Annotated in this window: 19 protein-coding genes; 4 read left to right on the forward strand and 15 right to left on the reverse strand. The window is 67.3% G+C overall.

What is annotated here, in order from left to right:
* Window positions 1-85 precede the first annotated feature (85 nt).
* The 7 genes from GSQ95_RS27140 to cydP all read right to left on the reverse strand — a co-directional run bounded on the left by GSQ95_RS27140 (window position 86) and on the right by cydP (window position 5,629).
* The gene (locus GSQ95_RS27140; protein ID WP_372240101.1) at window positions 86-1,228 is read right to left on the reverse strand and encodes a methyl-accepting chemotaxis protein; all 1,143 of its coding nucleotides are present in this window, start codon (window positions 1,226-1,228) and stop codon (window positions 86-88) included.
* Window positions 1,229-1,258: 30 nt separating this feature from the next.
* Window positions 1,259-2,047 (reverse strand): nitrate- and nitrite sensing domain-containing protein, encoded by a 789-nt coding sequence (locus tag GSQ95_RS27145; protein ID WP_372240102.1) that lies wholly within the window; start codon window positions 2,045-2,047, stop codon window positions 1,259-1,261.
* Between the two features lie 216 nt (window positions 2,048-2,263).
* Window positions 2,264-2,560: a cyd operon YbgE family protein gene (locus GSQ95_RS10120; protein ID WP_158896356.1), complete on the reverse strand. Its 297-nt coding sequence runs from the start codon at window positions 2,558-2,560 to the stop codon at window positions 2,264-2,266.
* Window positions 2,547-2,663, reverse strand: a complete 117-nt coding sequence (cydX, locus tag GSQ95_RS10125; RefSeq protein WP_158896338.1) for a cytochrome bd-I oxidase subunit CydX — start codon at window positions 2,661-2,663, stop codon at window positions 2,547-2,549. The genes GSQ95_RS10120 and cydX overlap by 14 nt, the downstream gene beginning before the upstream one ends.
* A 25-nt stretch (window positions 2,664-2,688) precedes the next feature.
* Window positions 2,689-3,828, reverse strand: a complete 1,140-nt coding sequence (gene cydB / locus GSQ95_RS10130; protein WP_158896339.1) for a cytochrome d ubiquinol oxidase subunit II — start codon at window positions 3,826-3,828, stop codon at window positions 2,689-2,691.
* A 10-nt stretch (window positions 3,829-3,838) separates the two neighbouring features.
* Window positions 3,839-5,452, reverse strand: coding sequence for a cytochrome ubiquinol oxidase subunit I (locus tag GSQ95_RS10135; protein ID WP_158896340.1), 1,614 nt, complete (start codon window positions 5,450-5,452; stop codon window positions 3,839-3,841).
* 33 nt (window positions 5,453-5,485) lie between these two features.
* Window positions 5,486-5,629, reverse strand: a complete 144-nt coding sequence (cydP, locus tag GSQ95_RS26115; RefSeq protein WP_178118474.1) for a cytochrome oxidase putative small subunit CydP — start codon at window positions 5,627-5,629, stop codon at window positions 5,486-5,488.
* Between the two features lie 260 nt (window positions 5,630-5,889).
* On the opposite strand from cydP, the gene GSQ95_RS10140 reads away from it, so the two are divergent.
* Window positions 5,890-6,150 carry a hypothetical protein gene (locus GSQ95_RS10140; protein WP_158896341.1) on the forward strand — a complete coding sequence of 87 codons (261 nt, stop codon included), beginning with the start codon at window positions 5,890-5,892 and terminating at the stop codon, window positions 6,148-6,150.
* Window positions 6,151-6,205: 55 nt separating this feature from the next.
* Window positions 6,206-7,207: a dipeptidase gene (locus tag GSQ95_RS10145; RefSeq protein WP_158896342.1), complete on the forward strand. Its 1,002-nt coding sequence runs from the start codon at window positions 6,206-6,208 to the stop codon at window positions 7,205-7,207.
* Between the two features lie 33 nt (window positions 7,208-7,240).
* Here the strand turns inward: GSQ95_RS10145 and GSQ95_RS10150 are convergent, their stop codons facing one another.
* From GSQ95_RS10150 to GSQ95_RS10175, 6 genes are all read right to left on the reverse strand, one after another.
* A complete protein-coding gene (locus GSQ95_RS10150; RefSeq protein WP_158896344.1) occupies window positions 7,241-8,428 on the reverse strand; it encodes an NAD(P)/FAD-dependent oxidoreductase in 1,188 nt (395 codons plus the stop codon).
* 150 nt (window positions 8,429-8,578) lie between these two features.
* On the reverse strand, window positions 8,579-11,056 hold the full coding sequence (locus GSQ95_RS10155) for a PAS domain-containing protein (RefSeq protein WP_158896346.1): 2,478 nt from the start codon (window positions 11,054-11,056) through the stop codon (window positions 8,579-8,581).
* Between the two features lie 216 nt (window positions 11,057-11,272).
* A complete protein-coding gene (locus GSQ95_RS10160) occupies window positions 11,273-12,721 on the reverse strand; it encodes an amidase (RefSeq protein ID WP_158896348.1) in 1,449 nt (482 codons plus the stop codon).
* Between the two features lie 21 nt (window positions 12,722-12,742).
* Entirely contained in the window at window positions 12,743-13,960 is a 1,218-nt protein-coding gene (locus GSQ95_RS10165) for an MFS transporter (protein WP_158896350.1), read from the reverse strand.
* A gap of 10 nt (window positions 13,961-13,970) precedes the next feature.
* Window positions 13,971-14,897 (reverse strand): transporter, encoded by a 927-nt coding sequence (locus GSQ95_RS10170; RefSeq protein ID WP_158896352.1) that lies wholly within the window; start codon window positions 14,895-14,897, stop codon window positions 13,971-13,973.
* Between the two features lie 65 nt (window positions 14,898-14,962).
* Window positions 14,963-15,931, reverse strand: a complete 969-nt coding sequence (locus GSQ95_RS10175) for a helix-turn-helix domain-containing protein (protein WP_158896354.1) — start codon at window positions 15,929-15,931, stop codon at window positions 14,963-14,965.
* 183 nt (window positions 15,932-16,114) lie between these two features.
* On the opposite strand from GSQ95_RS10175, the gene GSQ95_RS10180 reads away from it, so the two are divergent.
* Both GSQ95_RS10180 and GSQ95_RS10185 read left to right on the forward strand, forming a co-directional pair.
* Window positions 16,115-17,107, forward strand: coding sequence for a dienelactone hydrolase family protein (locus tag GSQ95_RS10180; protein ID WP_178123835.1), 993 nt, complete (start codon window positions 16,115-16,117; stop codon window positions 17,105-17,107).
* Between the two features lie 260 nt (window positions 17,108-17,367).
* The gene (locus GSQ95_RS10185; RefSeq protein WP_158890432.1) at window positions 17,368-17,817 is read left to right on the forward strand and encodes a DMT family transporter; all 450 of its coding nucleotides are present in this window, start codon (window positions 17,368-17,370) and stop codon (window positions 17,815-17,817) included.
* A gap of 102 nt (window positions 17,818-17,919) precedes the next feature.
* Here the strand turns inward: GSQ95_RS10185 and GSQ95_RS10190 are convergent, their stop codons facing one another.
* Both GSQ95_RS10190 and GSQ95_RS10195 read right to left on the reverse strand, forming a co-directional pair.
* Window positions 17,920-18,822: an allantoinase PuuE gene (locus GSQ95_RS10190; protein ID WP_158890434.1), complete on the reverse strand. Its 903-nt coding sequence runs from the start codon at window positions 18,820-18,822 to the stop codon at window positions 17,920-17,922.
* Between the two features lie 52 nt (window positions 18,823-18,874).
* The gene (locus tag GSQ95_RS10195) at window positions 18,875-19,744 is read right to left on the reverse strand and encodes a MurR/RpiR family transcriptional regulator (RefSeq protein ID WP_158890436.1); all 870 of its coding nucleotides are present in this window, start codon (window positions 19,742-19,744) and stop codon (window positions 18,875-18,877) included.
* Window positions 19,745-19,763: the final 19 nt, after the last annotated feature.

Consider the following 19,763-nt stretch of genomic DNA (forward strand, 5'->3'; position numbering starts at 1 on the left):
GGGCGGGAACGGGTGGTGCAGCGAATGGGGAGGGGGAGGACCTGAATCTGTCCTCCGTTCTGGCGGTCGAGGGTCCGGGTGGGCGTCAAGCCACCCGGAAGCGGCCCACCAGCGCCTGCTGCTGTTCGGCGAGACGCGCCAGTTCGCGACTGGTGACGGCGGTCTGCTCGGCACCGGCGCTGACCTGGATCACCAGGTCGTTGATGTCGTTGACGTTGCGGCTGATCTCTTCGGCGACCTGGCTCTGCTGCTCGGCGGCCGAGGCGACCTGGATGTTGCGGTCGTTGATCAGGGTCACGCCCTCGGCGATCTCGCCCAGCAGCTCGCCGGCGCGGACCACGTTGCTGGCACCGGTCTGCACCTGACCAAGGGTCTCCTGCATGGCCTGGGTGGCGCGGTCGGAGCCGCTCTGCAGATTGCTGATCATCTGCTGGATGCTGCCGGTGGATTGCTGGGTCTTCTGCGCCAGGGAACGCACCTCGTCGGCCACCACGGCGAAGCCGCGACCGGCTTCACCGGCGCGGGCGGCTTCGATGGCGGCGTTGAGGGCCAGCAGGTTGGTCTGCTCGGCGATGCCGCGGATGACGTCCAGCACCGAGGAGATGGCGTCGCTCTCGTGCTTGAGTTCGCCGATGATCTCCGAGGTCCGCTCGGCCTGCAGCGACAGCCCCTGTACCAGGCCGATGGTGGCCTGCAATTCGCGGCGACCCTGGCGGGTGTTGCCCTCGACCTGGCGCGAGCCTTCGGCGGCTTCGGTGGTGCTGCGGGCGACGTCCTTGACCGTGGCGCTCATCTCGGCGATGGCGGTGGCCACCTGGTCGGTGCCCAGACGCTGCTGGGCGACGTTCTGGCTGGTCTGGAGGGCGACCGCCGAGGCCTCTTCCGCGGCGGTGGCGATCTGCACGGTGGCCGCGCCGATCTCCTGGATCACCTGGCCCAGCTCCTGGCTCATCAGGTTGAGGTTGCCGGTGATGGTGCCGAACTCGTCCCGGCCCTGATAGGCGCAGCGGGCGGTGAGGTCGCGGGTGGCGAGGCGGGTGAGGGTGGCGTTGACCTGCTCGACCGCCTGCTTGATGTTGCGGATGATCACCCAGGCGAGGGCCGAGACGGCCACCAGCACCAGCAGCACCAGGCCGAGGGTGATCCAGAGGTCGCGACTGGCCTTGGCGCGGGCCTGCTCGGCCTGGGCGCCGACGCTGGCGCCGAGGTCCGCCTCGACCTTGCTCATCAGATCGATGCGCTGGGTGGCCAGGTTGAATCAGTCTTCCGGCTTGACGCCCAGGGCCTCGCCCAGGGGAACGGAGAAGGCCAGCTGCTGGAGGCGGCTGACTTCCTGGGCGCTGGGTTGCTTGAAGGTGTCGTCGAGCTGGCGGATGAAAGCGGGCGTGGCCTTGCGCTCGAAGGCGTCGGCATAGGCGGAGAATTCGCCCAGGTTGCGGGCGAAGCGCGACAGCAGACCGGCGTCGAAGCGATTCTGGTTGAAGGCCAGGCCCAGCAGCACGCGCTCGCGACCGGCGCGTTCCTTCATCTCGACGAACAGATTGAGGGCGCCCAGGGCGCGCAGGATGGCCGGATCGTCGACACCGGCTTCCAGCGAATGGGTGTAGCCGATCAGCGTCTTGATCAGATCGGTATAGGCCGCACCGGACTGGATGCTGTTGAGCGCCAGGCCGTCGACCCTGGTGCGCAGATCGGCCAGCCCGTCCAGGGCCCGCAGCAGGCTCTGAATAGCGACATCGCTGTCGCTGGCCACCGCCTTGAGCGCGCCACGGGCCTGGTCGCTGTCCTGGCGGAAGGTCTTGAGCTTGTCCTGCATCGACTTGCCGCCGCTGCCCAGGAAGACGCCGCTGGCGCCCCGCTCACGCTGCAGGCTGGTGACCACGGCGCTGATGCGCTGGGCCGTGGCACTGGCGGTCACGGTGTGCTCCATGTCCTTGAAGGTTTCGTAGCGGTCGGCGGTGTAGAGACCCGAGATCACCAGGAAGCCAGCCAGGGGCAGGAGCAGGATCAGCAGCAGCTTGGTACTTAAGGGAGCATTCCTGAGCATCGTGGACTTCTCTGAGGCGTTCAGCGGGTGCGCCGGCGGCAAGCGAGGAGCCGGCGCGGGCAAGATCGATTCCGGTTATGTCGGCACCCGCAGACGAACCTTGATAGTCAGATTATTCATTGGCGGGAGTGAAGCGGTGCGAGGCGCGCGACCAGGCGGTACGCCTGTTGATGAAGACGGAGCCCGGGAAGACCGGGCGCTATCGTCAGACGTCAATCAGCCCAGTTGCGCCTGGAAGAGCAGGGCGTAGCCGAGCATCAGCAGCGGCCAGCCCAGCACCGGGCCGAACACCAGGCGCCAGAGCCACAGGCGCGGCACGAAGCCGACGCCATGGACCAGTCCGGCGGAGACGCCGAGCATGACCGCCATCAGCAAGGGATGGCTGTAGTGGCCACTGGCGTCGAGCATCAGCCCCGGATGGATCAACAGCAGCAGGGCCAGGGGCGCCGCCAGCAGTAGGGACAGCGTGCGCCCCAGCGGATGGACGCGGGGCAGGGCTTCAGCGTTCGGCATCGTCATGGACGTCCAGCTCCTGGGTGCTTTCCAGCCAGAGGGCGTTGATGATGCCGAAGCTCGCGGCGAGCAGGACGCCGAGGATCCAGGTGAAGTACCACATGGCAGGTCTCCTTGAGAGGGGCCGATCAGTAGAGGCCGTGGGGGTTGGCGTCGATGAAGCGGTCGTCGACCTTGCCCCACATGCGCACGTAGCTCCACAGGGTGTAGGCCAGGATGAGCGGCACGAAAATGGCCGCGGCGACGAACATGATGCCCAGTGTCTTGTGGCTGGAGACGGCGTCCCAGACGGTCAGGCTGGAGGCCGGGTCCAGGCTCGACGGCAGCACGAAGGGAAACAGCGCGCAACCGGCGGTGGCGAGGGTGCAGACGATGGCCAGGGACGTACCGGTAAAGGCCAGGCCGGCCTGCCGCCAGCTGCTGCCCAGCAGCGCCAGGACGCTGCCGAGCACGGCCACGACCGGCGCGATCAGGGTCAGCGGCTGGGTATGGTAGTTGGCCAGCCAGCCCGGATTGCCGGCGGTCACCAGCTTGTGCAGCGGATTCAGGGCGCTGCCCGGATCGCCCTGGCTGACCAGCACGTAGCCGTCGAAGCCATAGGCCAGCCAGACACCGGCCAGGCCGAAGGTAGCGAGATGGAGCAGGGCGCTCAGGCCAGTGGCGCGACGGGCGCGCTCGCCCAGCGCCTGGTGGGTGCGCAGCATCAGCCAACTGCCGCCATGGGCACAGAGCATGGCCAGGCTGACCAGGCCGCTGAGCAGGGCGAAGGGGTTGAGCAGGGCGAAGAAGCTGCCGCGGTAGGTGGATCTCAGGGTGTCGTCAAGCTGGAAGGGCAGGCCCTGGAAGAGGTTGCCGAAGGCCACGCCGAACACCAGCGCCGGGACCAGGCTGCCGGTGAACAGGCCCCAGTCCCAGGCGTTGCGCCAGCGGCTGTTGTCCAGCTTGCTGCGGTAGTCGAAGCCCACCGGGCGCAGGAACAGCGCGAAGAGCACCAGCAGCAGTGCCCAGTAGAGGCCGGAGAAGGCGGTGGCATAGACCAGCGGCCAGGCGGCGAAGAGGGCGCCACCGGCGGTGATGAACCAGACCTGGTTGCCGTCCCAGTGCGGCGCGATGCTGTTGATGGCGGCGCGGCGCTCCTTGTCGGTCTTGCCGATCAGGGGCATCAGGATCATGGCGCCCATGTCGAAACCGTCGGTGAGGGCGAAGCCGATCAGCAGCACGCCGATCAGCACCCACCAGGTGAGCTTGAGCACTTCATAGTCGAACATGGCGGTCTCCTCAGACATTGACCGGAGCGGCGGGCCTGGCCACGGCGGCCTGGCGCAGGGCGTCGCCCACCTGGGCAGCGCGTTCGTGGTGGTAGCGGCCACTGTGCAGGCTGCTCGGGCCGAGGCGGGCGAAGCGGATCATCAGGTACAGCTCCACGATCAGCAGCAGGGTGTAGAAGATCACCAGGGCGCCGATGGAACCGAGCAGATCGCCCGCGGCCAGGGTCGAGGCCGACAGGTGGGTAGGCAGCACCTCGCTGATGGTCCAGGGCTGGCGGCCATGCTCGGCGACCCACCAGCCGGTCTGGGTGGCGATCCAGGGCAGCGGCAGGCTGAACAGGGCCCACTTCAGCAGCCAGGGCTTCTTCAGCTCGTTGCGCCGGGTCGAGGCCCAGAAGGCGCAGATGAACAGCGCCAGCATCAGCACGCCGCTGGCGACCATGATGCGAAAGGTCCAGAACAGGCTGGCGACGCCGGGAATGGTGTCCCGCGCGGCCTGGCGGACCTGCTCGGGGGTGGCGGTGACGGGATCGTTGACGTATTTCTTCAACAGCAGGCCATAGCCCAGGTCCTGCTTGCGCGCGTCGAAGGCGGCGCGGGTGGCGGCGGAGTCATCGCCGGCGCGCAGTTGCTCCAGCAGGGCGTAGGCCTGGGCGCCATTGCGGACGCGGGCCTCGTATTGAGTGACCAGGTCCTTGATGCCGGTGACCTGTTCGGTGGTGGAGCGGGTGGCGATCAGGCCCATCAGATAGGGGATCTTCACCGCATAGTCGGTGCGCATCTCCTGTTGATTGGGGATGCCGAACAGGGTGAAGGAGGCCGGGGCTGCCTCGGTGTTCCACTCGGCTTCGATGGCGGCCAGCTTGACCTTCTGCACCTCGCCGACGCGATAGCCGGATTCGTCGCCCAGCACGATCACCGAGATGACCGCGGCAGTACCGAAGGCGGCGGCCACGGCAAAGGAGCGCCGGGCAAAGCCGATGTCGCGACTCTTGAGCAGGTAGTAGCTGGAGATCGCCAGCACGAAGATGGCGCCGGTGACGTAGCCCGAGGCCACGGTGTGGACGAACTTCACCTGGGCCACGGGGTTGAGCAGCAGGGCGCCGAAGTCAACCAGCTCCATGCGCATGGTCACGTAGTTGAATTCGGCGCCGACCGGATTCTGCATCCAGCCGTTGGCCACCAGGATCCACAGGGCGGACAGATTCGAGCCCAGGGCCACCAGCCAGGTGACCAGCAGGTGCTGACCCCTGGACAGGCGATCCCAGCCAAAGAAGAACAGCCCGATCAGGGTGGATTCCAGAAAGAAGGCCATCAGGCCCTCGATGGCCAGGGGCGCGCCGAAGATGTCGCCGACATAGTGGGAGTAGTAGGCCCAGTTGGTGCCGAACTGGAACTCCATGGTCAGGCCGGTGGTGACGCCCAGGGCGAAGTTGATGCCGAACAGCTTGCCCCAGAACTGGGTCATGTCCTTGTAGACCTGTTTGCCGGTCATCACATAGACCGACTCCATGATCCCCAGGATCACCACCAGCCCCAGGGTCAGGGGCACGAAGATGAAGTGATACAGCGCGGTCATGCCGAATTGCAGGCGTGACAGGTCCACGACGGATTCCGAGATCATCCCGGCAATCTCCTCAAGCTAAAGGAAGGGGTGCTAGTCCAGCAGGTGGGCGCTGACCGTCTGGGTGGCGTCGGGCGGGACCGTGGGGGCGCTGAACCAGAGGCTCCTGATCACCATCAGCAGCGCCAGCTTGATCAGCAGGATGACCAAGAGTTCTTTGACCAGGCGTCCGTTCATGGCGACCTCGTGAGCCGTGGCGCCGCTCCGGGGCGGAGTGGCGACTGCCTGCAGGATGCGCCTGCTGGCCCTGGGCAAAACTGATCCAGATCAATTGGCCAGTGGCCAGCGCCTGGGGCGGGTTGTCGCAGCCGTTCAGGTCGGGTTCAGAGGGGTTAAGACAGCGTTAAGACGTCTGGGCGCAAGGTGGAGCCGTGACTGACGCCGGACCGCTTGCCGCGGCGACGCCAGCCCCCGTGTTCAAGACAGGAGAATCCACCATGAACGTCTTCAACAAGATGGCCGCACTCGCCCTGCTCAGCACCGCCAGCTACACCGCCATGGCTGCCGAGATCAACGAAAGACGCGCCCAGGCTGCGCCGCACCCGGCCGTCGCCGAGGCGGACGTCAGCCGCAGCCAGAACGTGACCCCGACGCGCTGGGATCAGGTGCTCGATCCCCAGGCCTATGGCCAGGCCGCGGTGCGCTATCAGGCGCGGGCAGTCGATCCGGCGCTGTTGCGGGGCGTGACCTTCGGCTAGCGGCCGGTCTGCATGCTATGTTGCACCCCTCGAGACGGGTGGAGGGGGGACGAAGATGCAGACGGTCGCAGCCGGAGAGGCGGGACTCAAGCCGCTACGCTGGGAGGCGCATGCCTGCCTGCCACTGGTGCCGGGGCAGGACATGTCCGGCTTGAGTCGCTATCACGAGGCCGGCTTCCACCACGTGTCGCTCAACGTCGGCATGGACATGACACCCTTCGCGACGGTGCTGCGCACCCTCGCCGGCTTTCGCGCCTGGCTCGCCCGGCACGACGCGCACTTCTGTCTCGTCGACACGGTGGCCGACCTGCAGCGTGCACGCGAGCAAGGCAAGCTGGCGGTTTCCTTCGATCTCGAAGGCTCGACCATGCTGCTCGACGACCCGGCGATGGTCGGGCTCTATGCCTCCCTCGGGGTGCGCCAGATGCTGCTCGCCTACAACCGCGATAACAGCTGCGCCGGGGGCTGCCACGGCGCAGGCGTCGGTCTGACGGCCCTGGGTCGCGCGGTGGTGGCGGCCGGCAATGCGGCGGGCGTCACCCTCGACTGCGCCCACGCCAGCGAGCGCGCCAGCCTGGAGATCATGGCAGTCTCGACCTGGCCGGTGGTGTTTTCCCACACCAACATCAAGGCGCTCCACGATCATCCCCGGACGATCAGCGACGAGCAGATCCGCGCCTGCGCCGACCAGGATGGGGTGATCGGCCTGACCAGGCTAAGCATCTTTCTGGGCGATCCCGCGGCCTCGGTGGCCAGCTATGTGCGCCAGATCGACTACCTGGCGGAGCGGGTCGGGACCCGGCATATCGGCATCGGACTAGATACCGAGCTGTGCCCGGCCGACCATGACCTTCCCGCTGGCGTCGACGCTGAAGACTGGTGGCCGGCACGCCACTATGGACAGCCGCACGGTCATACCCAGCTGCAACCCGAGGCGCTGCCTGAGTTGGTTAGCCAACTGGCGGGGCGGGGCTACAGCGCCGCTGACATCGACGCCATCCTGGGCGGGAATTTCCTGCGCATCGCGAGCCAGACCTGGCCGTCTGCGGTTGCCTGAGTCCAGGCGCAAGGCGCTTTCACGGCGCCTGGCCTAGACGTACTGTGCCGCCGCATAACCCGAAGCCCAGGCCCACTGGAAGTTGAAACCGCCCAGGTGGCCGGTGACGTCCAGTACCTCGCCGATGAAGTACAGACCGGGCGACTTGAGCGACTCCAGGGTCTTGGACGAGACCTCGCGGGTGTCGACGCCGCCCAGGGTGACCTCGGCGGTGCGATAGCCCTCGGTGCCCGCCGGGACCAGTTGCCAGTCGTGCAGGCGCGCGGCGATGGCCTTGAGTTCGTCGGGGGTGTACTGCTTCAGGGGCTTGGACTGGAACCAGCTGTCGGCGAGCAGGGTGGCCATCTTCTTGGTAAACAGCTCGCCCAGCAGCGTCTTGAGTTCGCTGTTGGGGCGCGCCTGGCGCTGCTCGGCGAGCCATAGGGCGAGGTCGAAGTGCGGCAGCAGGTCAATGCTGAGGCTGTCGCCGGGTTGCCAGTAGGAGGAGATCTGCAGGATCGCCGGACCGCTGAGGCCGCGGTGGGTGAACAGCAGGTTCTCGACGAAGCTCTGGCCGTTGCAGCTGATCCGGCAATCTTCCACCGCCGTGCCGGACAGGGCGCTGCAGAATTCCTTGAGCTGCGGATCGGTGATGGTGAAGGGCACCAGGCCGGCACGGGTCGGCAGCAGCTGATGGCCGAACTGGCGGGCGACCTGATAACCGAAGCCGGTGGCGCCCAGGGTCGGGATCGACAGGCCACCGGTGGCGATCACCAGGGATTCGCCGCGCACCGGGCCCAGGCTGGTCTGCAGCTGATAGCCGCCCGGGTCGAGGCGGGCGATCTCCTGCACCGAGGTCTCCAGGCGAATGTCGACGCCGCCGCGCTCGCACTCGTCCAGCAGCAGGGCGAGGATGTCACTGGCTTTGTTGTCGCAGAACAGCTGGCCGAGCTTCTTCTCGTGATAGGGCACGCCGTGCTTGGCCACCAGGGCGATGAAGTCCCACTGGGTATAGCGGGCCAGGGCCGACTTGCAGAAATGCGCGTTCTGCGAGAGGAAGTTGGCGGGCTCACAATAGAGGTTGGTGAAGTTGCAGCGGCCGCCGCCGGACATGAGGATCTTCTTGCCGGCCTTGTTGGCGTGGTCGAGCACCAGGACCCGGCGCCCGCGCGCGGCGGCGCTCAGGGCGCACATCAAACCGGCCGCGCCGGCACCGATGATGATGACCTGGGTATCGAACACTGTGACTCCTTACCGATAGAAAGAGGGCCACTGGCCCGCGGCGGCGCATGTTACCCGATCGCCAGGGCGGGGTGGGGGGCCGCTGTCGGCGCGCTGCGGTACGCCGTCGCGCCCGACCCTTCCGGGGCGTAGCGGTCAGCCAGCCGCGCGCTAGGTGGTCAGGTGCGTCTCGCGCTCGGCGAGGATCTCCTGCAGCCGGCGGGACAGGGCGTCCGCCGAGTAGGGCTTGTGGATCAGCTCGAAGCCCTGGGCGCCATGGGTCGCCAGCACGTGGCTGTAGCCCGAGGTCAGCAGGATCGGCAGGCTGCGATAGAGGCGTCTGATCTCGATGGCCAGTTCCAGCCCGCTCATGCCGGGCATGACGACATTCGAGAAGACCACGTCGAACCGGCCAGGCTGGTCGGCGAGCAGGGCGAGGGCGTGCTCGGCATTGGCGGCCAGCACCGCGTGGTAGCCGAGATCGCTCAGCAGTTCGACGGCGAAGCTGCCGACCTCGAGATTGTCTTCGACCACCAGGACGGTGATCCCGCCGCCATCGGCGGCTGCCACGGCATCATCCAGGGGCGGTGGCTGTCCGGTAGCCGGCGCGATCGGTAGATAGAGGTGGAAGGTCGTGCCGCGACCGACCTCGCTGCTGACCCGCACCTCGCCACCGGACTGCTTGATGAAGCCGAACACCTGGCTCAGGCCGAGACCGGTGCCCTGGCCGACTCTCTTGGTGGTGAAGAAGGGCTCGAAGATCTGTTCCAGGTGCTCTCGAACGATGCCGCTGCCGTTATCCGTCAGGGCGACGGCCACGGCCGGGAGGGCCAGGGCCGCCTGGGTGGCCGTGGCCGGAATGCTGGCGACGGTGCCGACGCTGATGGTCAGGCGCCCCCCATCGCTCATGGCGTCCCGGGCGTTCACCGCGATGTTCACCAGGGCGGTATCGAACTGGCTGGGGTCGGCATAGACCAGGCAGGGGTCGTCGCTGACCTCGAGGGCGATGCCGACCTGCGAGCCGAGCAGGGTTTCCAGCATGTCGCTCATCGCCAGGACATTGTCCCGGGCGGAAAATACCTCGGGCGCCAGGGTCTGGCGGCGGGCGAAGGCCAGCAGTTGCCCGGTCAATCTGGCGGCGCGATCCACGGTGGTGGAGATCGCCTCCAGATAGCGTTCGCGGCGGGCGTCGCTGAGGTTGGGGCGCTTGAGCAGGTCGCAGGAGGTGCGGGCGACGGTGAGCAGGTTGTTGAAGTCATGGGCCACGCCACCGGTGAGCTGGCCGATGGCTTCCATCTTCTGCGCCTGGCGCAGGGCATCCTCGGCGGCCGCGAGATCCAGCGTCTGCTGGCGTTGCTGGGTCACGTCGCGCACGGTGGCGTAGATCAGTTCGCCATTGCGCGTGGCATTCCAGGAAAACCAGCGGTAGGACCCGTCGCGGTGGCGATAGCGATTTTCGAAGCTGGCCAGCGCGATGCCCTGCTTGATATCGCGGAATGCCTGGCGCGTGGCAACGAGATCGTCAGCGTGGACAAAGGCCAGGAACGGCTGGGCCTTGAGTTCATCGAGCGACCAGCCCAGGATCAGCTCCCAGGCCGGGTTGAGGTTGACGAAGAAACCCTCGAGGTCAGCCACGCACAGCGGATCGGTGGAGCGGTTCCAGATCTGATCGCGTTCGGCGGTGCGCTCCGAGATGCGTTGCTCCAGCTCGTCGTTGAGCGCCGCGATGGCCTCGGCCCGGGCCTGCTGGGCCTGCTGGGCCTGCTGGGCGAGGATGCGACTGCTGATGTCGCGGGAGATGCAGACGATCTTCACCTCGCCGGTGCCGGCCACCACGAAGGGTGAGCAGGACACCTCCCACCAGCGCGGCTCGCCGCGGGCCGTGGGGCAGAAGCCTTCGACCCGGGTGGTCTGGCCGGTAGTGGCACGCGCGACGGCGTGGCGGATCTTCGCGACCTCCGCGTCGGGCCAGAGCGCGGCGTATTCGCAGCCCATGACCTGATCGAAGGACTGCAGCTGGTTGAGCTCCAGGCCCTGGGCGTTCATGAATTCGATATGACCCCCGGCGGAGAGGACCTTGACGCAGTCCAGGCTAGCCTGGAGCAGGCTGCGGGAAAAGCCCTCGCTGTGCAGGACGTCGCGGGCGGCGGCGAAGCGGCGCTGGGCGCCGATCTCCAGCGCGATCATGCCGGCGAAGAGTTCGAAGGCGGACAGGATCTCGGGGCTACTGGGTTTGGCCGGCCTGGGGTCGATGGCGCAGAGGGTGCCGAAGAAACTGCCATCGTCCAGCACGATGGGGACCGAGATATAGCTGCGCAGGCCGTAGCGCAGCGGCGTGTGATGGTCGCGATAGCAGTCGTCCTGCGCCACGTCGTCGATCACCACCGGCTGGCGATGATCGCGGATCTCGTCGCAGAGGGTCGACTTGAGCTCCAGCTCGCCACCGGGCTCGAGGCCGAAGCCGATCAGGTCGAGGGTGCTGCAGGCGATCCAGCGATCATCGGTCACCCGGGCAACGGCGGCGAAGCCCATGCCGGTCATTCGGCAGACCACATCCAGGATCTTGGGTACCGCGGCGATCTCGGCGATGAGATCGATGTCCTGGGTCAGGGCATACGAGGGGACTGGAGTCGAGGTGAGGGTGCTCATCGGGTCGCTCGTACGGTGCCCTGCCGGGGTGACGGGGAAGATGGCGAGCGACAGGCTGAAGCCTCCAGCGCGGATGCCAGAGGGATTCGTCACAGGCCGTGCGCGGCCAGTATAGCGAGCATCCAAGCGAATCGGGTGACGGGATGCCCGCCAGTTTGCGATGGGCGTCTCCCTCTCACCTGAGGCCGCGGCGGGCCTTGTCGTGCGGCCCGGGCCTCAGCGACTGCCCGCCAGCGGCGGCCGCTGTCCCGCCCAGGGCTGGGCCCGCTCCAGCTGGGCGGCCAGCGCCAGCAGGGTGCCTTCCTCGCCAAAACGCGCGGCGAAGTGGCTGCCCAGCGGCAGGCCATTGGCGGTCCACCAGAGCGGCACCGACATGGCTGGCTGGCCACTGGCGTTGAACAGGGCGGTGAAGGGCGAATAGCTGTGGAAGGCGGCGATGGCCTCGGCCAGCGAGCGGTCCTGGTGGTCGCCATCCAGCTCGCCCAGGCGCGGCGGTTCGCGGGTCAGGGTGGGGGTGAGGATGACGTCATGGTCGGTGAGAAAGCGTGCCAGGGTCCGGCCCAGGGCATGCAGGGCGTCCACCGCGGCGGCGTAGCGATGGGCGGGGATGTCGCCCCGTTCGCGCAGGATCACCCGGGTACGGGCGTCCAGTTCCTCGTCGCTGACCGGGGCACCGCGCATCGCGCCGAGCACCTGCAGGTAGTGACGGGTGTTGGGACCAATGATGTCGAACACCTGGTCGAGAAAGCGGGGCAGGTCCACCGGCAGGGTCGCCGGCTCGACGTGGTGGCCAAGGCTTTCGCACAGTCGGGCGGTGTGGCGCACCGCGGCCAGGGCCTCGGGTCCGCTCGGCCAGGGTGCCAGGTGCTCGACCAGGGCGATGCGTAGCGGGCGGGGATCGCGCTCCAGCAGCCTGGCGAAGGGTACGTCGTGGGCCGGTGCGGCGTAGGGCGCGCCCAGGTCGGCGCCAGCGGTGGCATCCAGCAGCAGGGCGTTGTCGCGCACCGACAGGCTCATGGCGTGGGGCGTGCCCATGCCGGCCCAGCCTTCACCGACCATGGGTCCGGAAGGCATCCGTCCGCGGCTGGGCTTGAGGCCGAAGATCCCGCAGCAGGACGCCGGCACCCGCAGCGAGCCGCCGCCATCGTTGCCATGGGCGAAGGGCACCACCCGCGCGGCGACCAGGGCAGCCGCGCCGCCACTGGAGCCACCGGCGCTGTGGGCCGGATTCCAGGGATTGGCGGTGGCGCCGAAGCGCCGCGATTCGGTGCTGTAGGAGGTACCGAATTCCGGCGAGGTGGTGGTGCCGACGAACAGGCAGCCGGCCTGGCGCAGGCGGCTGACCAATTCACAGTCGAAATCCGGGCGGGCTTCGCCTAGGGCCAGGGAGCCATTGGTCATGCGGGCGCCGGCCAGGGGGGTGAAGAGGTCCTTGACCAGGGTCGGGACTCCGGCGAAGGGGGCCTCGACATCGAGCGGCGCCCGGGCCGCGGCGCGGGCCTGGTCATAGAGTCGTTCGCTCACCGCGTTGAGACCGGGCTCAACGGTATCCAGGCGCTCGATGACCGCTTCGAGCAATTCGCTCGCCGTGATCTCGCGCTGCCGCAGCAGCGTCGCCAGGCCGTGGCCGTCCTGGGTGTCCAGCAGGGATTGCAGGCTGTGCATGGAAAAATCCTCGATCAGAATTCAGGAAGAGCGCGACGGCGCAGGCAGGGCGGGCTTGCGCCGCAGCAGGGCGACGGCCGCCCAGACCAGCGCGGCGACCAGGGCGGCGCTGGCGAGGACACGGATGGCCAGGTGCAGATCGCCGGTGAAGGGCAGGAGTACCGCCACCACCAGGGGACTGGCGAACTGACCCAGGTAGAGGCAGCCGGTATAGCCGCCCATGCCGCGGCCCCGGGCCCGGGCGCTTAGGGCGCCCATTACCGGTGCCATGGTGTTGGGCACCAGCATGCCGACCCCGAGGCCGTGGAGGGTCACCGCCACCAGCACGGCTTCGTAGCTGCGCGCGTTCACCAGCAGCCAGAGGCCGCTGCCCATGCAAGCCAGCAGCACGGCGTTGCAACCGGCCAGGCCCCACCCGCGGCGTAGCAGCGGCCAGAGCAGCGGGCCGCCCAGGGTCGCCAGCAGGCCAAGGCCCGCCGAGGCGCCGATCAGGGTGCTGGAGGTGATGCCCAGTTGCACCAGCAGCAGCGGACTCTGGATGGGCACTACCACGCTGAGCACCATGCCGGCGAAGACCAGCAGATAGTTTACGAGCAGCGGCAGGGGCGCACTGTGCTGGGGGCCTTGGTCGGCGCCGAGGGTGACCTGGGCGCGGATTGGCTCCCACAGCAGCCGCAGCATGAAGGGCACCAGCAGCAGCGGTAGCAGATAGAGGTAAAAGGGCGTGCGCCAGGAGTGCTCGCCCAGGGCGCCGCCAACCACATAGAACAGCGAGCCCACCAAGCTGATGGTGATCACCTGGCCATTGACGTAGGCCAGCCGCCGGCTGCCCTGCCAGTAGTCGGCGATCAGGGTCACGCAACAGGTCATCACCGCCGCCTCGGCCAAACCGAAGACCAGGCGGGTGAGGGTGATGGCCGGCAATGATTGCAGCAGCGCCGGAAGCATGCCGAGCAGCGCGTAGCAGAAGGTGGCGATGATCAGCAGCCGCTTGCGACCCAGGCGGTCGGCCAGCCAGCCGGCCAGGGGCGCGAAGAGGGCGATGGCCAGGGCCGGCCCGGTCATCGCCAGGGGGATCAGCAGATCGGCCTGGGGTTCGATGGGACCGAATTCGGCGCCCAGCTTGGGGATGATCGGGGCGACCATCACCGAACCCATGATGGTCAGGCTGCTGCCGAGCAGGAGCACGGCGCCCTGGCGCCGGCCGGGGGTGGGGCGGGAGGAGACGGTGGCGGTCATGGACGGATCCTCAGAAGCTGTGGGAGAGCCGCACGGCGAAGGCGTAGCCCTCGGCGCGGTTGCGGGCGTCGACTTCCTTGTAGAGGTGCACCCAGACCGGTGGCAGGCCGGGCTGGAAGAAGCTCAGCGCCGGTCCCAGCGCCAGGACCCGGGCGCGATTGCCGCGGGTGAGGCCGTGGGCGTCGTCGTCGGTGAGCTGGCGGTAGTAGTAGCCGCCCAGGCCCGCGGTCCAGGGCCCGAAGTGCTGGCCCACGGCGAATTCGTGGCGGTATTCCGTGCCGCTGCGGTAGTCGGTCGCGGGGTTGCGGCTGTTGAAGTCGGTCTGGAAGCTGGACGACACCTCGAAGCCCGAATCGCTGATGTAGCTCAGGTTGAGCATCGGTGAGACGGTCCAGTGGTGAGTGCCCGGATTTACCAGTCGATTCTTGTCGTAATCCCCGGTGGGCGCCTGCACCTGGAACCAGAAGTTCACCCCCAGGTTGCGCGAGGGCTCCCACTGCAGGATGAGCGGAATGAGCTGGATGTCGGCCTGGCGGAAGAGCGTGGCGCTGTCGGCAAATACCGGCATGCCGTTGGCCTTGACGGTGAGGTCCGCGTTCATCCTGAAGAAGGGCTGGACCCCGCCGAAGCCATAGCGAGCGCCCAGGACGCGGGTATCGAACATCTTCAGGTAGGCCAGGCCCAGGGAGAGGACGTCGATGGAAAAGTCATTGCCGTTGTCGCGACCGTGGCTGTCGCGGATGGCGGTGGCGCGATAGAAGTTGCTGCGCAGGCCCAGGGTGCCGTGGGGCGTCGGCGGCGGGGTGAAGCCGGCGCCGAAATCGTAGACGCCGAAGGCGGTGGTGGGCGAGCCGCTTTCGGTGGCGTGGGTCGCGGCAGTCAGGCCCAGGGCGGCGAGGCCGACGGCAAGGGCGTGGAGCGGACGGGTAACGTTCATGGAGTTCCCTCTTCTTATTGGCCACTCGAGCCTGAGGGAAAGCCGTTATCCGCCGTTAGCCAGATTCAGCACTTCTGCGTGGCGGTCTTGAGGGTGGTGGAGGGCAACTGGCCGAACAGACTCCGGTAGTCGCGAGCGAAGCGGATGAGGTGACAGAAACCCCACCGGGCGGCGACGTCCTGCACCGATTCGGCTGCTCCCCGGCGCAGGGCGCGATGGGCCGCATTGAGACGCAGGGTGCGCAGGTAGGCGACCGGATTGATGCCCAGCGTCTCCTGGAAGCAGTACTGCAGCTTGCGGCGGCTGGCACCGACGCGATTGCACAGCTCCAGGATGCTGGGCGGCTGGTCCGGATGGGCCAGGGCGTATTCCCGCGCCCGCCGCACCAGGCGCAGCTGCGCGCTGGGTGCCAGTTCATGGGGTTCGCTGGTGTCGAGCAGATCGAGCAGGTGCAGCAGCACGGTGTCGCGCAGGGTCGCGCGGGTGCGCGGATGGGCCAGCCAGGTCTGGATTTCCGCTTCCGGAGCGAAGAGTTCTTGGGCCAGGGCAGCCAGCTCCCCATGGGCACAGCCGGTAGGGAGGCGATAGCAGCCGGACAGGTCGCGCACGTCGAGAGCGCTGTGCTGGCAGGCCAGCAGGCGCGCCATCTCGGCTTCCTGCAGATTGATGCAGAGCAGATCGAGATTGGCCGGGGTACGCAGCTCCGGCAGATTGTCGCCACGCGCCACCAGTAGCTGGGCCTCGTGCAGGGTATGGCCGCCGCAGTGCAGGGCGCCGGCGTCACGCATGGGCAGGCTGAAGGTCAGGGTGTTCTCCTGGGCCTCGCCGCTCTTGAGCATGGCCTGGTTGGAGCGATCCCGCAGCAGGCTGAGGTCGTCCAGCCAGAGGTCGCTGAGCTCGCCCTGAAAACGACCCGACGACAGCTGATCGTATTGCATGCGCCAGCCCTCGACGCAGAGCGCATGCTCGTCGATGTCACCGGTATACCGATGCCGGACGCGCGGCGGTAACGCGAGGGAGCCGTCTTGGTGCATTTGGGAAACCTTTTGGGTCGCAAAGGGCCGTTGGCGCGGGAGCTACAAGTTTCGTACCTCAAGGCCGGTTCAGGCGGCAAAGGTGCCAAATTTGGCTAGTGCGGCGGGTTCTGCTCACCGCCTCTCCAGCAGAGCGACGCCGATTGGGCACCCTGGGAGGACCCTACAAGAAGGATGCAACCGATGCCCCATCTGTCCGCTGGATCTTCGCGCCCCGCGCTCGCGGCCATTGCCTGCCTGGCCAGTGCCACCGTCTGTGCGACCACTTCGCCGGCAACCGATATCCCCGCTCGGCAAGAGGTGCTGACCTTCACCTCGCTGACCCTGAGCGATCAGCAATTCCTGACGGGGGACAAGGGCGGCACCGAGGTCCAGCTCGGTGGCGTGCTGTCGCTGCCGCCAGGCGCGGGCAAGGTGCCGGTGGTGATTCTCCAGCATGGCTCGGGCGGGGTGGGTGCCAACATCACCTACTGGCAGCGGCAGTTCAATCAGGTCGGCATCGCCACCTTCGCCGTGGATGGCTTCTCGGGCCGGGGCATCACCAGCACCGCCACCGATCAGGCCCAGCTGGGGCGGCTCAATTTCGTCCTGGATGACTATCGCGCTGGCGCCCTGCTCGCGCGGCACGCGCGGATCGATCCGGGCAAGATGCTGCTCATGGGCTTTTCCCGCGGCGGGCAGGCTTCGCTCTATGCCGCCCTGGAGCGCTTCGACAAGCGCTGGAAAAGCCAGGATTTCCAGTTCGCCGGCTACCTGTCGTTTTATCCCGACTGCTCGATCACCTTTCGCGAGCAGGACCAGGTCGTTGCCAAGCCGCTGCGCGTCTACCACGGCCTGGCCGACAACTACGATCCCTATTCCCGCTGCGAGGGCTATTTCGCGACGCTCAAGCAGCAGGGGGCCGACCTCGGGGTGCATACCTATCCCCATGCCGAGCATGGCTTCGACAGCCCCTATGCCTGGAGTCCGGTGGTGGTCGCGAAGGGCAGCCAGACCGTGCGTGACTGCCGGATCGCCGAGAACGCCAGGGGCGAGTTGATCAACCAGCAGACCGGCAAGGTCTTTTCCTACCGGGACAGCTGCGTCGTGCTGGGGCCCAGGGTCGGGCCTGATGCGGAGGCGACCCGCCAGGCCACCCGGGATGTGCTGGCGGCGGTCAAGGCCATCGTGAAATAGGCCCGACGCCGCCATCGGCCCTGGCGGAGGAGGGCGCAGGACCGCATCGGGACTGGCGCGAAGCGCCTGAAGGGACCGGCATCGATCCAGGCGGCGGGTCAGGCCCGCTGGTCGAAAAAGCGGCCAATATCCCGGGGTAGAGCGTTCGGGCGCGAGCGAGACGGCACTTTTACAAGATGTGTCCAGTCGTAACTCAGGCCTCGCCCGGCCACTGAATCGGCCCCGCGCCCCCTCCATGCTCCGCTCCGAGACGACTCCTGATGAATACTGCGAACTGGGCTTATATCCTTATCGTCGTTGCCGGATTCCTGCAGGCTGCCGGTGCGGCCATGAACGGCTCGCTCAACAAGGCGCTGGTCAATCCCTGGCTGGCGACCTCGGTGTCCTTCGTGATGGTCACCTTCGTCGCGCTCGGGCTGTTCATCTGCATGCCCAGGCCGCTGCCCTCGGTGAGCCAGCTCGGCGACATGCCCTGGTGGGCGCCCCTGGGTGGCATCGCTGGCGCGGTAGCGGTATTCGCCGGTCTGCTGTTCATCCAGCGCCTCGGCGCGGCGCCGGTTAACGGCGTCACCATCACCGCCAACCTCATCGCCAGCCTGGCCATCGATCACTTCGGCCTGTTTTCCATGGAACAGCATGCGATCAACGGCTGGCGGCTGCTGGGCGCGCTCCTGATGATCGCCGGAGTCGTCCTGATCGCGCGGTTCTGAAGCCGCACTTCGCTAACCCCTAACACGCGAAGGCCCCTTGTCCCCGCCCGGTGACGACAGCGCGGAGACCGCCAAGGCGCCTCCAGACGCGCCGGGATCAGCCTAGCCGTCTGCCCTTTTCAGCCAGGCGCGGGCGATCTCTTCGCGGGTCGCGAACCACACTCCCTCGGACTGCCTGGCGTATTCGATGAATCTCTTGATCGCCCGGACCCGGCCGGGGCGACCGACCATGCGCGGATGCAGGCCGATCGACATCATGCGTGGTCCGGTCGCGGAATCCTCGTAGAGGACCTCGAAGCTTTCCTTCATGTATTCGAAGAAGTCCCAGGCCTGGGACAGACCGGGCGAGTTCCAGTAGCGGAAGTCGTTGACGTCGGCGGTGTAGGGCACGACGAGATGCCGCCTGCCCTCGACCTCGACGAAATAGGGAACGTCGTCGTTGTAGGCGTCGGAGTCGTAGAGAAAGCCGCCTTCCTCGGCCACCAGCCGGCGGGTGTGGATGCTGGCGCCATAGCGGCAATACCAGCCGACCGGCCGCTTGCCACAGGTACGCTCGAAGGATTCGACGGCGAGGCGGATGTGCTCGCGCTCTTCCGCCTCGCTCAGGCGAAAGACTTCTTCCCAGCGATAGCCATGGCTGCAGATCTCGTGGCCACCGGCAACGGCCGCCTGGGCAACCTCGGGATTCTGTTCGAAGGCCACCGCACAGGCATGGAAGGTCGCGCGCACCGCCTGTTCGTCGAGGATATCGAGAATCCGCCAGATGCCGACGCGGGAGCCGTATTCGTACATGGATTCCATGGCCAGATTGCGGGTGCCGGCGGGGATGGCGTAGCTGCCCCATTCGGTCATCGACTCCTGGTCCGGATCGCCCATGGCGAGCGAGCGCTCGGAGCCTTCCTCGTAGTTGATCACCAGGCTGATGGCCAGACGGGCGCCGTTAGGCCAGGTACCTTGCGGGCGTTGTCTTCCATAACCCACCAAATCGCGTGCAGGTGACAGCATCGGGGTCTACTCCTGAAGTGCTAGTTGTGAACTACAAGGTGAGCCCAGGGGCTCAGCAGTCGATGTCCTTCAGTCGTTCATGATCGAAGGTGCCATCGGTATCGCCCTGGCTGAAGGCGAGTCCCATGGCCAGGGTCTGGGCGATGCAGAAGGAGGCGGTGAGGGAGCGAAAGCCGAGCAGCTCCGCATCGTTGACCTCTATGACCGTCTCCGCCATCTTGCCGATCGGACTCAGCACGGTGTCGGTGATGGCCACCAGCGTCACACCCGCCTCGCGCGCCTGCCGGCAGGCCTCGACGGTATCCCTGGCGTAGGGCGGAAAACTCACGGCGATCAGCAGATCGTCATGGGCGATGGCGCTGACCTGTTCCGGCAGGGTGCCGCCACCGCCGCTGATCTGCACGGCGCGGCGGCCCACCCGGCTCAGGGCGTAGCTCAGGTAGGCGGCCACCGGGAAGGCCCGGCGCAGGCCGATGACGAAGGTGGTGCGCGCGACCTGCAGGTGGGCGATGGCGGCTTCGATGTTGGCCTGCTGGTCGCCTTCCGCCAGGTGTTCCAGGGACACGATATTGGCCTGGCTGAATTCCCGCAGGATGGCGCCGACGTCGCTGGGATCGTCCAGCAGCTTTTCCCCGCCGTAATGCCGGATGCGCTCGCTGTGGGTATCGGCGGCCTGTTGCAGCGGCGCGCGAAACAGCCGCTGCAGATCCTTGAAACCGGCGAAGCCCAGCGCCTGGGCCAGGCGGATGTAAGCCGTCGGAGCGATGTTGGAGCGCCGGCCCAGCTCGGCGACCGTGCTGAGGGCGATCTCGTGCGGATTGTCGATGAGGAAGCGGGCCGCGTCGCGCAGCCGCTCCGACAGGTGCTCGTGCTGGGCGGCTAGGCAGTCGCGCAGCTCCGCAAGGGTTTCCGGTAAGGCCATGAAAAACGCTCGGCAGAGG

Source organism: Pseudomonas sp. BAV 4579 (assembly GCF_009765395.1).
Lineage (GTDB): Bacteria > Pseudomonadota > Gammaproteobacteria > Pseudomonadales > Pseudomonadaceae > Chryseomonas > Chryseomonas aestiva.

Bases quoted from the DNA above. Each gene is read 5' to 3' on its own strand.
- GSQ95_RS10145 (WP_158896342.1), top strand. From the start codon at position 6,206: ATGCAGACGGTCGCAGCCGGAGAGGCGGGACTCAAGCCGCTACGCTGG.
- GSQ95_RS10135 (WP_158896340.1), bottom strand. From the start codon at position 5,452: ATGATCTCGGAATCCGTCGTGGACCTGTCACGCCTGCAATTCGGCATG.
- GSQ95_RS10170 (WP_158896352.1), bottom strand. From the start codon at position 14,897: ATGAACGTTACCCGTCCGCTCCACGCCCTTGCCGTCGGCCTCGCCGCC.
- GSQ95_RS10190 (WP_158890434.1), bottom strand. From the start codon at position 18,822: ATGCTGTCACCTGCACGCGATTTGGTGGGTTATGGAAGACAACGCCCG.
- GSQ95_RS27145 (WP_372240102.1), bottom strand. From the start codon at position 2,047: ATGCTCAGGAATGCTCCCTTAAGTACCAAGCTGCTGCTGATCCTGCTC.
- cydB (WP_158896339.1), bottom strand. From the start codon at position 3,828: ATGTTCGACTATGAAGTGCTCAAGCTCACCTGGTGGGTGCTGATCGGC.
- GSQ95_RS10175 (WP_158896354.1), bottom strand. From the start codon at position 15,931: ATGCACCAAGACGGCTCCCTCGCGTTACCGCCGCGCGTCCGGCATCGG.
- GSQ95_RS10195 (WP_158890436.1), bottom strand. From the start codon at position 19,744: ATGGCCTTACCGGAAACCCTTGCGGAGCTGCGCGACTGCCTAGCCGCC.
- GSQ95_RS10155 (WP_158896346.1), bottom strand. From the start codon at position 11,056: ATGAGCACCCTCACCTCGACTCCAGTCCCCTCGTATGCCCTGACCCAG.
- GSQ95_RS10165 (WP_158896350.1), bottom strand. From the start codon at position 13,960: ATGACCGCCACCGTCTCCTCCCGCCCCACCCCCGGCCGGCGCCAGGGC.
- GSQ95_RS10160 (WP_158896348.1), bottom strand. From the start codon at position 12,721: ATGCACAGCCTGCAATCCCTGCTGGACACCCAGGACGGCCACGGCCTG.
- GSQ95_RS10180 (WP_178123835.1), top strand. From the start codon at position 16,115: ATGCCCCATCTGTCCGCTGGATCTTCGCGCCCCGCGCTCGCGGCCATT.
- cydX (WP_158896338.1), bottom strand. From the start codon at position 2,663: ATGTGGTACTTCACCTGGATCCTCGGCGTCCTGCTCGCCGCGAGCTTC.
- cydP (WP_178118474.1), bottom strand. From the start codon at position 5,629: ATGAACGGACGCCTGGTCAAAGAACTCTTGGTCATCCTGCTGATCAAG.
- GSQ95_RS10120 (WP_158896356.1), bottom strand. From the start codon at position 2,560: ATGCCGAACGCTGAAGCCCTGCCCCGCGTCCATCCGCTGGGGCGCACG.
- GSQ95_RS10140 (WP_158896341.1), top strand. From the start codon at position 5,890: ATGAACGTCTTCAACAAGATGGCCGCACTCGCCCTGCTCAGCACCGCC.
- GSQ95_RS10185 (WP_158890432.1), top strand. From the start codon at position 17,368: ATGAATACTGCGAACTGGGCTTATATCCTTATCGTCGTTGCCGGATTC.
- GSQ95_RS27140 (WP_372240101.1), bottom strand. From the start codon at position 1,228: ATGAGCAAGGTCGAGGCGGACCTCGGCGCCAGCGTCGGCGCCCAGGCC.